Raw genomic sequence first — 11,086 nt, 5'->3', positions numbered from 1 at the left:
CTGCTCGAACATTGGAAAGGCTGTATATGGAAAAGCAATATGACGTGGTGATCGTTGGTGCAGGGTCGGGAGGATATATCGCCGCAATCCGCGCCGGACAACTCGGCTTGTCCGTCGCCTGCATCGAATCGAACCCTTACGCTGCCCGCGACGGCCAGCCGCGCCCCGGAGGAACCTGCCTGAACGTGGGATGCATCCCATCGAAGGCGTTGCTTGCTTCGAGCCACCTGTACGAACAGGTCGTGCACCATACCGCCGAGCACGGTATCACCACCGGCGGCGCGGCGATCGCCATCGACAAGATGATCGACCGGAAGGACGGAGTGGTCACGAAGATGGCCAAGGGAATCGAATACCTGTTCAAGAAGAACAAGGTCGACTTTATCAGGGCGCAGGCGCGTTTCGTCGGGATGCGGGACGGAGTGTATTCCCTGGAAGTCTCGGCCGAGGGTTCCGTACAACAGATCAGCGCGCGTAACGTGATCATTGCCACCGGATCGACGCCGCGCCAACTGCCGGGGACCCGGATCGACAATTCGATCATCTGCGACAATGCCGGCGCACTCGATTTCCGCGAGGTGCCGAAACGCCTGTGCGTGGTTGGCGCCGGCGTGATCGGCCTCGAGCTGGGGTCAGTGTGGCGGCGGCTGGGTGCGGATGTCACCCTGCTCGACGCCATGCCGGACTTCCTGCCGGGCTGCGACACCGCCGTGTCCAAGGAAATGTTCAAACTGATGTCTGGCCAGGGGCTGAAATTCGACCTCGGCGTGGCGATCGACAGCATCGCACTCACCAGCGACGGAGCGAAAATTTCGTATCGCGACCGTGCTGGCGTCTCCAAGGAGCTCGCCTGCGACAAGGTGATCGTGGCGATCGGGCGAGTGCCGAATACGGATGGCTTGGGAATCGACGCAATTGGCCTGGAGCTTGACCAGCGCGGCTTTGTTCCGGTCGATGAACACTGCCGGACGACAGTGCCGAACCTGTTCGCTATTGGCGACGTCGTGCGCGGGCCAATGCTTGCACACAAGGCTGAGGAAGAGGGGATCATGGTCGCCGAGATCATCGCAGGGCAAGCCGGGCACGTGAACTATGCCGCCATTCCCTTCATCATCTATACGAGTCCTGAAGCTGCGTGGGTCGGCAAGACGGAGCAGGAACTGGTGCGAGAAGGCCGCGCATTCAGGTCGGGACAATTTCCTTTCTCGGCCAACGGCCGCGCACTGGGGCACGGCGACGCCCAGGGTTTTGTCAAGGTACTGGCGGACGCGGAGTCGGACCTCGTTCTGGGCGTGCATATCGTCAGTTCGCTCGCGTCGGAAATGATAGGCGAAGCGGCAATGGCGCTCGAGTTTTCGGCGTCTTCAGAAGACATTGCCCGGATTTGCCACGCGCACCCGACACTCTATGAAGCCATCAGGGAGGCCGCGCTCGCTGTTGACAAACGCGCGCTCAACCTCTGATCGTGAACTTTGAAGGAATTACACAGTGACCAAAGCTTTGAAACCCCTCGCTGCCGTAGTATTCGCCGGGTTGATCGCCACTGCTGATCTGGTCACCAAGGCCGCGATCGTGGAGCGGTTGCCCTACGGCCAGCAGATCGAGTTGCTGCCGTCGTTGAACATCGTCCATGTGATCAACCAGGGCGCAGCCTTCGGGCTTCTCGCCACGGCCGGCGGATGGCAACGCTACCTGTTCATCGTGGTCGCCGTACTCGCGTCGATCCTGATCGTTCGGATGATCAGAAAACCGGAAACGGGCTCCGCAGAAAGGGTCGGTCTGGCGATGATCCTTGGCGGCGCGCTCGGCAATCTCGTTGACCGCACTGCGCGGATGGGCGTCGTCGATTGGATCGATGTGTACGTAGGGGTGCATCACTGGCCAGCTTTCAACATTGCGGATATCGGCATCACGCTGGGCGCCGCGGTCATCGTTTTGCATGCACTGTTCGGTGTCCGTGCGGCGGCTCCGGCCGCCGACAAGACCCGATAGTCTTCCGTCTGCTGCGGCCCAGCCAGTGTGGTGCGCCAGCGCTGCGGCGACGGGTCTGAACAAAGCCGCGATCCGGCATCGACAGAACAAAGACAATCAGATCTACAACAAATCGAGACAGATGTTTTCGCCCGGCGCGCGTTGTAAAATTTACCATCCTCCAGTGTTCTCTTCTGTGACCAGGCAGGCAACAACTCCATGAAGCGCATATTTCTGATTATATTGCTTGCGCTTTTGCCCTTACAGTCTGGCTGGGCGGCAGGATGGTGCGTGATTTCCGACGACGCGCCGGTCGCCGCAGCGGTATCCGACATAACCGAAGCTGAAAATCCAATAACATCGCCGTTCGAATCTGGTTGCAGCGCGGCTTGTGTTTCGGCATGCGACTTGCAGCCGTTTGACAGCGGTTTTTCGGTGCTCAAGTGGTCAGAGCAGTCGCGCTCTTTTCCCGCCAGTCTCAATCAACTGAATTACCAGTCTCCGATACTCGACGGCTTGATTCGGCCAGCATAGGCTGCTCATCCCGGCCGGCAAATACAGCCCGCGCCTGGTGGTTAACTCCATCACTCGACAAATCAAGCCATCGATTCGCCAAGCCGAAGCACAGTTGTGCCGGTCATGGGCGAGATCCGTACCCAAGCAATTTGCGCTCCTCGGCGATTCAGGCGAGCCGATGACGGCACGAAGCGACGCCGGGGCGGACTTGATTCGAACAACGAGGCCAGGCATTCAAGATATTCGCCAGCTAAACCCATTGCGTGCATACATGCCTTGCTCACGACCGTGGCGGCTAAGGAACAGCCATGTCGAGAGCCAGTGCGTTTGACAAGCCATACTTCTAACAGGGAAATTCGATGAAGACTCACATTAATTCCGTATTCGCCGCGCTCCTCGCATGCGTACTCGTGCCATTTGGAGCCCAAGCCAACGCGGGGCAGGTGACTGCAGAGATCGCGACGAAAGCGAAGACAGGAATGGAAGCACCGTTCGGATACCCCTCCAATGGGGCGCCCGAGCGCGTTATCACAGTAATGCCTGGCAAGCCCAGATCCATCCATGTCAAGCGACTCGAGACTGTCCGTATCGTGGACGGTCCAAGGAGCGTTACCTGGACGTTCGATACCCTCGGCGTACCGGTGATTCCGCTGGCGGACATCCTCCCCAACGCAACGAAGGTAATGATTTATGTTGAGGAAAATCCGATGTACGCCAATTAAGCTCGGCTCTCGGTGATCTTACAGATCACCATTTCTCGTTCGATGCCGTACGCGGCATCGAACTTACTATTTGCGAGCCTTCACCAGATTGAACCCAAAGCCAAGGCCAGCCGCCAGAAGCAGGGCCAGCTGCGCTGCATAAGTCTGTATGGTCGGGTAGAGGCCGAGAACCGGCATGCGCGGTCCCGTGACCGGTGTGGCCGTCAACCATCCGGCTTCTTGCAGCCCGGCGATCCCTTTTCCGACCAGGACAACGGCCAGGACAGCCACCAGCACGGAGCTGAACGAGAAGAATTTACCGATCGGCATGCGTGCACTGGTACGCAGGAAAATCACAGCAATCACCGTCAGCAGGACCAGGCCCGTAACGAATCCTGTCAATAGTGCAGGGCCATTGCCGTCGGCCGCGAGCGCCGAGTAGAACAGGACTGTTTCAAAGACTTCCCGGTATACCGCGATGAAAGCCAGGGCAAACAAGGCCCATGCCGAGCGTTTTTCCATCGCCGCAGTCAGATGCTGCTTGAGATAGGCTTGCCACTGTCCGGCCTGGCCTTTCTGGTGCATCCATAGCCCAACCGACAGCAATACCGCCGCGGCGAAGAGCGACGACAGGCCTTCTGTCACTTCGCGGCTTGCGCCACTGATGGTGACGACATAGGTAGCTACCAGCCACGTCAGCGCGCCGGCGCCCAGTGCCGAGAGCCAGCCGGCATGAACATAACGAAGCGCCTGCGGACGGTCAGCTTTTCGGAGAAACGCCACCATCGCAATCACGATGAGCAGGGCTTCGACTCCTTCGCGCAGGAGAATGGTCAGCGCGCCCACGAACACCGTCGTCGCATCCGTCTTGTTCGCGCCGGTGACGTCCTCGACACGTGCGAAATACCCGTCCAGTTGCGCGGCGTACTCGGTCGCAAGTGGGACGTTGCCTTGGGAGACCGCGCCTCGATACAGTTGCATGGTTCGCTCCACATCGACAAGGAGTTGGCGGTCGCTAGCGTCGAGCGTTGCCTCGAGCGGCTCGAAGCCGTCCAGGTAGGCCGATAAAGCGAGCTCGGTGGCCTTCGCCCGCTGATTGTTCTTTAAGGCATTCAGGCTGTCTTGCAGCAGCTTGCGCGCAAGGGCAATGCCGGTACGTTCCTGCTGTTCCCGTACCGCCTCGGGATGGGTGCGTACGTATGCCAGAACGGTTCGCGCGGTTAACGGCGAGCTTGCCTTCGCCAGTTCTTCTTCGGTTGCCGTCACAAGCGTGTTCATGTCGGGAATCGTGGCGGACGCAGCTTTGTCCTGTGCGAATGCAGACTTTCCTGCTTCGATGTCGGCGTCCTTGAACGCCAGGGTGCCGACATGAAACGCCAGAGACCAACGGTCATGCTCGGACAAGCTTGCAAAGGCCGGCATCGAGGTGCCTTCAACACCCTGGCTGATCACCTGGTACAGGGCCATGAGTGACCGGGAACGGGCTCTTTCCTCATCCGTAAACGCGATCGGCTTGGGTTCGAGCTTGGCTGCGAGAGCCCCATCGCCGGCGCCGGTCGCGCCGTGGCACGAAGCGCATTGCGCCTGATACAGCGCCGCACCGCGGGCCAGATCGGGCATGGCGTGCGGCGCAACAGGGAAGGGGTAGGCCTGCAGCAGCAAATGGTTTGCCTCTCGCGCAAGCCGGGAAACCTGTTGCGGCGCTTCCTTGCGCTCGACCGCCTGCTTCAGCCTTGCGGTGGCGGCTGCCAGTTCTGCATGCAAGGGATGCGGAGGCAATGCCTGCACCTGGTTTTGTGCCCGCGTCGAAAACTCCCGCATTTCGCCATATTCAAGTTCGCTGATAATCGCGCCGTTCTGGACGGCGCCAGCGTAGTCTACGGCGACATAGTCAAGCAACTGCCAGAGCTGGCGGACTTCTGCTTCTCGCGATGTGGGATTTGCGTGTGTCGCGCCGATCACGCAACCAAAGAACACGACGAGGGCGGTCAGCCGACGCCAAATGGAGTACTTCATATCAGGGCACTTGTCTTCATGTACGAGAGCCTGACATTTAACACCTTCTAGCTACTTGAAGGTCAAGCGCATTATCCCTGTTGTTCGCTGACCGGCGCGGAAAGATCGGACTAGCCAATGGCGCCACGCCTCCCTGGCTCGTCGCAGGCTTCAGAAGTGCCAAGCGCATGCAGGATCTCGCATGGGCCCGCGCTGTCGGTGGCGACACAACGGCTCCTGAGGTCCCTGAGCTGCGTCTCCAATATTGACAGGCTTGCTATACGGTCGACAATGTGGCCTATGTGTTTGTCGAGGAGCGCGTTGACGTCCTGGCAGTTTTGTCCGGGGGCGTCGCGAAAATCGCGCAGCGTACGGATTTCATCGAGTGTCATGTCCAGGGCGCGGCAATGCCGGATGAACAGCAAGCGCTCGGCGTGCAGCTCGTTATAGGCCCGATAATTGTTCGACGAGCGCTCAGGCGGGGTAAGCAGGCCAATCCGCTCATAGTAGCGAACAGTTTCGACCAGGCAGCCTGAGCGTTCCGCCAATTCGCCAATTTTCAAGAGAAACCCCGGTACGTTAGTTTAGTGCTTGACCCTGTACCCGCTACAGGGTGTTCAATGCAAACTATACACAATTCTCAAGGAGTCGTCATGTCGGAATGCCAGGCCAAGTCATGTTGCGCAAAGTCTGCGCCAACCGGGACCGTGGGTGCTTCGTCTTCAGGGCAAGACCGTTCGCTGCTCATTCGCATCGATCAAATGGACTGCCCGACAGAAGAGGGACTGCTGCGGCAGGCGCTTGGGCGTATTGAAGGCGTCGGAAGGCTGGAGTTCAATCTTGTCCAGCGCAGGCTGCGGGTGGAGCACAGCCTTGGCGACCCACAGCCAATCCTTGCGGCGGTACGTGCGGTCGGCATGGACCCGGTGCTTGAACAAGCCGGTGACCCGGACGGGGCAACGGCCGGTACTGTTTTCCGGATCGAAAACATGGATTGCCCCACCGAGGAGGCGCTCATCCGTAGCAAGCTGTCCGGCCTGCCGCAAGTTGAACAGCTCGACTTCAATCTCGTCCAGCGTCGTTTGAGCGTCAGACATAGTGGTCCAGCCGCGGCGATCCAGGATGCACTGACGTCCATCGGCATGCAGGCGGCGCTCGTTGCGGCTGGACAAGGACGAGCCGAGGCGGTGCCATCCACTTCCCGAAAGCGGCAGTATGCGACGCTTGCACTTGGGTTGGCCGCGGCGGTAGGTGCCGAGGTCATTGCATGGACGACGGGCGATGAGAACTGGTGGCCAGTCATCCTGCTGTCGTTGCTTGCGATCGCGACGACGGGCCTGGGGGTGTACAAGAAAGGCTGGATCGCGCTCAAGAACCGCAACCTCAACATTAATGCCCTGATGTCGATCGCTGTGACCGGTGCCGTGCTGATCGGCCAGTGGCCGGAAGCGGCGATGGTGATGGTGCTGTTCGCCGTTGCCGAGATGATCGAGGCACGCTCGCTCGACCGTGCGAGAAACGCCATCCAGGGCCTGATGGCACTGACGCCCGAACGGGTCAGCGTGCGCCTTGACGACGGCAGCTGGAGTGAACAGGAAGCCACCACCGTCGCGATCGGCGCCTTGGCCCGTGTCGCGCCCGGCGAGCGGATCGCCCTGGACGGGGAAGTGACCACGGGCCAGTCTTCGGTCAACCAGGCACCGATCACGGGCGAGAGCATGCCGGTACCAAAAACGGTCGGCGACAAGGTGTTCGCCGGCACGATCAACGAAACCGGCTCTTTCGAATACCGTGTTACCGCCGGCCACAGCAACTCGACCCTTTCGCGCATCATCCGCGCGGTCGAGGACGCGCAGGGCAGCCGCGCCCCGACCCAGCGTTTCGTCGACCGGTTCTCCAGCATCTATACGCCGATCGTGTTCGCCATCGCGCTCGCCGTTGCCTTCGTGCCGCCGCTCATCCTCGGCGCCGAATGGATGCCATGGATTTACAAGGCACTCGTGCTGCTCGTGATTGCCTGCCCTTGCGCCCTGGTGATCTCGACCCCTGTGACTGTCGTCAGCGGCCTGGCTGCCGCAGCACGCGCCGGCATCCTCATCAAAGGCGGCGTCTACCTGGAGCAGGGCGGCAAACTGCGCTCGCTCGCGCTCGACAAGACCGGCACGATCACCCAGGGTAAACCCGAGGTGACGGACGTGTTACCTCTGCAAGGCGATGCACAGACCCATCTGCAGCTCGCGGCCGCGCTCGCAGACCGGTCCGACCACCCGGTGTCGACCGCAGTGAGCCGCCACTGGCAAACCATGGCCCTGGATCTCCCCGTGGCTTCCGTGAGCGAATTTGAAGCACTGACCGGCCGCGGCACGAAAGGGCGAATCGACGGCAAGTGGTATTACTTGGGCAATCACCGCCTGGTCGAAGAGCTTGGCATCTGCAGCGCCGATACCGAAAGTGCCCTCTCCAGGCTGGAAGGTGAGGGCAAGACTGCGGTCGTCCTGTGCGATGACGCATCGCCACTGCTGGTCATTGGGGTAGCCGATACCATCCGTGAAACCAGCCGCGAGGCGATCGCCGAGCTACACCAGCTCGGCATCCGGACGATCATGCTCACCGGCGACAATGGGGTGACGGCAACGGCCATCGCACGCCAGGTCGGCATCGACGACGCCCGGGGAAACATGCTGCCGGAGGACAAGCTCGCGGCCGTGAACGACGAAATTGCGCGATACGGCATTATCGGCATGGTTGGCGACGGCATCAACGACGCGCCGGCTCTGGCGAAGGCCGATATCGGCTTTGCAATGGGCGCCGCAGGCACGGACACCGCCATCGAAACGGCCGACGTCGCGCTGATGGACGATGACCTGCGCAAGATTCCTCAGTTCATCCGTTTGAGCAGGCAGGCGGCCGCCATTCTGAAGCAGAATATTTTTGCAGCCCTGACGATCAAGGCAGTGTTCCTGGTCCTGGCGATCGCCGGTTCGGCTACCCTGTGGATGGCCGTGTTTGCGGACATGGGCGCAAGCTTGCTCGTTGTCTTCAACGGGCTTCGTCTGCTTAAAGTACGGGAAGCACGCAGCCAGGTTAGCGGTCAGGCAGGCGCCGGCTCCCAAAGGCGGACGTTGCGAGCCGGCTGAGCTACGTGTGGCCATTGCCTCGACCTCTTTGCCTAGCTTTTGGGGGATAGATCAGCGTTCCAGGCCACATGCACCAGTGAGATATGGATGACAATGATGGGGAGGGTAACAACACGCACTCCTCACCCATCAATATAGTCCCACGTTACACCTCGGTCAGCACTGCGGATGAGGTGGCCGTTTATTGCCCCGTACAGCTTTCCGGAAGGCGTGCTCACCATCGCGGTAATTAATGCTACGGGCGACCCCATCCGGATCCAGCTATCGCCGCCGTTAGGACTGATAAACAGTCCTTCGCGCCCGGAAGTGTAGACGCGTTCCCGCCAGTCGACATCGGTGGCCACCACGCGCAGATCGGTCGCAAGCCGGCTTGCGTTATGCCATCCGCAGAAACAGTCCATGGTGCGACGCACGCCCTGACGCGTAGCTGCAAACAGCCAGCCGGTTCCGATTCCACTGGGCATGTTCGAATGTACAAGTTGTACGACCGTTTCGCGGGGGCCGCGATCGACGAAATGCCAGCTTGCGCCGGCATCCTGACTCCGGAAAATACCCTGGCCGGCAATGTATGCAAAGACGGTACGAGCCAGACTGGAATGTGCGTCGAGTGTGACAACGGTTGCGGCAGGCAGCCCCTTACTGCGCGACGCCCAGGTTCGCCCGCCATCCTGGCTACGCAACACGCCTGAGCCTGCAACCGCGACGTAGATCATTTTGGCGCTGCCTGCGGAGATCGACACTGCAGCAATGTCACCGTTTGCGGTGGCCGGCAATGTTACCGGAATCCAGGTGCGCCCCTCGTCCCGGCTGCGAGCAAGCGATGTTGCCGTCGCTTTCCAGAGCGTGTGACTGGCATCGTCGAACTCAAGTGACACGATCGTTGCTAGCCTCGTGCGTAGCCCGGTCGGTTCAGCTCCGTTCGAAACCGTTGTTAGCTGAACAGAGAGGAACACGACGCCCAACAGCCACAAGGAACGCGCGTTTTTCTGCCCGGTAGTCAATGTGTTTGCTCTCGGCCGAGTCACTGCAGGTGGCACACGCCGCGCTGCCGCTTGCGTAGGAAACAGGATAGCAGTTCCGCGAGTCACACGTGTCGTTCAGGGAGGGTTCTATAGAGATAGAACCAACTCAGCCTGTGGGCCCATCCTTTTGGGGATAATTCAGTGGTTGCAGGGCCCGCTCCACCAGCTCGATCAGGATATGGATGACCTTGATATGAAGCTCCTGCACCCGATCAGCGTAGCGTCCGGCGCTCGTGCAGATGCAGATGTCGACACATTGCTCGAGCTGCGATCCCGGCCGTCCAGTCAGCCCGACCACCCTCATCCCTTTGGCGCGGGCTGCTTGCGCAGCAAGGACAACGGACGGACTGCTCCCGCTCGTGCTGATTGCGAACAGGACGTCGCCAGGGCCACCGTTGCCCTCGACGAAGCGGGCGAAGACCTGGTCGTATCCATAGTCGTTGGCGACGCAGGTGATGTAGCTCGGGTCGCTGATGGCCACTGCCGCCATTGCGGGACGATTCTCGCGGAACCGTCCTGACAACTCTTCGGCCAGGTGCATCGCGTCGCACATCGAGCCGCCGTTTCCACATGAGATGACACGCCGCCCATCGCGCAGCGAATCGATCAGGAGGGCGGCCCCTGCCTCGATATTTGCGAGTTGGGTGGCGTCATTGATCAGGTGATCGAGCGCTTCGCGCGCCTCGACGAGGTTTGCCCTGATATGGTCGATCATCGCTTTTCTCCTTCATGCTCGTGGTGACCGGCGTGCTCCGCATGCTCGGCATGGTCGTGGCCTGCTGCTGGACCGAAGCTGTGCTCCTCGATTGCCTGCTCGCACGGCGTCGTCTCGATCTGGATGGTGCTGTGATGGATGTCGTACTTGCTGGCGACAAGCTGGCGGATGGCGAGCAACAGTGCCTGTGGATCGGCGACATCGCTACGCTGGACCACATGTACCGTCAGGCTGGCTTTGCCGCTTGTAATCGACCACACATGCAGGTCGTGCACGCTCGCCACGCCCCGTACGCCGGCGATCGCTTCCTTGACTTCGGCGACGCCGAGCCCCTCGGGGACGCCTTCGAGCAGCACGTTCATGCTCGCCTTGAGCAGCGTCCAGGTGCGCGGCAATACCCATAGCCCGATGGCAACGGCGATGGCCGAATCGACCCAGGCCCAGCCGGTATACCGGATCAGGAGGGCGCCGATGATGACGCCGATCGACCCGAGCATGTCACTCCATACTTCAAGGTACGCGCCCTTGACGTTCAGGCTGCTGTCTTTGCCGCTTGACAGCAGCCGCATGCTAATGAGGTTCACGGCGAGGCCAAACGCGGCAACCACAAGCATCGTCCCCGATTCGATTTGCGGCGGGTTATTCAGGCGCTGGTACGCTTCGTACAGGATGTACATCGCCACCAGGAACAGCAGGATGGCATTGAGTGCGGCGGCGAGGATTTCGAAGCGGTAGTACCCGAAGGTGCGCTCGCTGTCTGCCGGACGCTTGCCGATGCGGATCGCGGCAAGCGAGATCGCCAGCGCTGCACTGTCGGTGAACATATGCGCAGCATCCGAGATCAGGGCAAGACTGTTTGTGAGAATGCCTCCGATAATTTCAGCGATCAGAAATGCCGTGGTAAGGATGAGCGCAATCCAAAGAGGTCGTTCGTTCTGGCCTGGCTGTGCTGCATGAGAATGTCCTGAACCCATCGTCTTCCCCTTGTGTCGTGATTATGATTGTCCTGCCTGCTTAAATAAACGAGGG

At 60.4% G+C, this 11,086-nt stretch carries 10 protein-coding genes; 5 read left to right on the top strand and 5 right to left on the bottom strand.

Annotated features, from left to right (window positions below; translation table 11 throughout):
* Positions 1-26 precede the first annotated feature (26 nt).
* From lpdA to ACFPOU_RS04765, 4 genes are all read left to right on the top strand, one after another.
* Complete coding sequence (gene lpdA, locus ACFPOU_RS04780; RefSeq protein ID WP_379717748.1) at positions 27-1,463, top strand: dihydrolipoyl dehydrogenase; 1,437 nt, start codon at positions 27-29, stop codon at positions 1,461-1,463.
* Positions 1,464-1,488: 25 nt separating this feature from the next.
* Entirely contained in the window at positions 1,489-1,992 is a 504-nt protein-coding gene (gene lspA / locus ACFPOU_RS04775) for a signal peptidase II (RefSeq protein ID WP_379717746.1), read from the top strand.
* A gap of 198 nt (positions 1,993-2,190) precedes the next feature.
* A complete protein-coding gene (locus tag ACFPOU_RS04770; protein ID WP_379717744.1) occupies positions 2,191-2,505 on the top strand; it encodes a hypothetical protein in 315 nt (104 codons plus the stop codon).
* Between the two features lie 341 nt (positions 2,506-2,846).
* Positions 2,847-3,209 (top strand): CzcE family metal-binding protein, encoded by a 363-nt coding sequence (locus tag ACFPOU_RS04765; RefSeq protein ID WP_379717742.1) that lies wholly within the window; start codon positions 2,847-2,849, stop codon positions 3,207-3,209.
* A 66-nt stretch (positions 3,210-3,275) separates the two neighbouring features.
* Here the strand turns inward: ACFPOU_RS04765 and ACFPOU_RS04760 are convergent, their stop codons facing one another.
* A complete protein-coding gene (locus ACFPOU_RS04760; protein WP_379717740.1) occupies positions 3,276-5,204 on the bottom strand; it encodes an FTR1 family protein in 1,929 nt (642 codons plus the stop codon).
* Positions 5,205-5,314: 110 nt separating this feature from the next.
* Positions 5,315-5,746 carry a Cd(II)/Pb(II)-responsive transcriptional regulator gene (cadR, locus tag ACFPOU_RS04755; protein WP_379717738.1) on the bottom strand — a complete coding sequence of 144 codons (432 nt, stop codon included), beginning with the start codon at positions 5,744-5,746 and terminating at the stop codon, positions 5,315-5,317.
* A gap of 90 nt (positions 5,747-5,836) precedes the next feature.
* On the opposite strand from cadR, the gene ACFPOU_RS04750 reads away from it, so the two are divergent.
* A complete protein-coding gene (locus ACFPOU_RS04750) occupies positions 5,837-8,320 on the top strand; it encodes a heavy metal translocating P-type ATPase (protein ID WP_379717736.1) in 2,484 nt (827 codons plus the stop codon).
* A 122-nt stretch (positions 8,321-8,442) separates the two neighbouring features.
* Here the strand turns inward: ACFPOU_RS04750 and ACFPOU_RS04745 are convergent, their stop codons facing one another.
* The 3 genes from ACFPOU_RS04745 to ACFPOU_RS04735 all read right to left on the bottom strand — a co-directional run bounded on the left by ACFPOU_RS04745 (position 8,443) and on the right by ACFPOU_RS04735 (position 11,031).
* Complete coding sequence (locus ACFPOU_RS04745; RefSeq protein WP_379717734.1) at positions 8,443-9,321, bottom strand: WD40/YVTN/BNR-like repeat-containing protein; 879 nt, start codon at positions 9,319-9,321, stop codon at positions 8,443-8,445.
* A 127-nt stretch (positions 9,322-9,448) separates the two neighbouring features.
* A complete protein-coding gene (locus tag ACFPOU_RS04740) occupies positions 9,449-10,057 on the bottom strand; it encodes an SIS domain-containing protein (protein WP_379717732.1) in 609 nt (202 codons plus the stop codon).
* Complete coding sequence (locus ACFPOU_RS04735) at positions 10,054-11,031, bottom strand: cation diffusion facilitator family transporter (RefSeq protein WP_379717730.1); 978 nt, start codon at positions 11,029-11,031, stop codon at positions 10,054-10,056. Before ACFPOU_RS04735 ends, ACFPOU_RS04740 begins: the two co-directional genes overlap by 4 nt.
* Between the last annotated feature and the right edge of the window lie 55 nt (positions 11,032-11,086).

Origin of the sequence: Massilia jejuensis, assembly GCF_042656795.1 — a bacterium.
Taxonomy (GTDB): Bacteria; Pseudomonadota; Gammaproteobacteria; order Burkholderiales; family Burkholderiaceae_D; genus Telluria; species Telluria jejuensis.
Note: the sequence above shows the minus strand (reverse complement) of the source record. Positions and strands in the feature narration are given on the sequence as shown.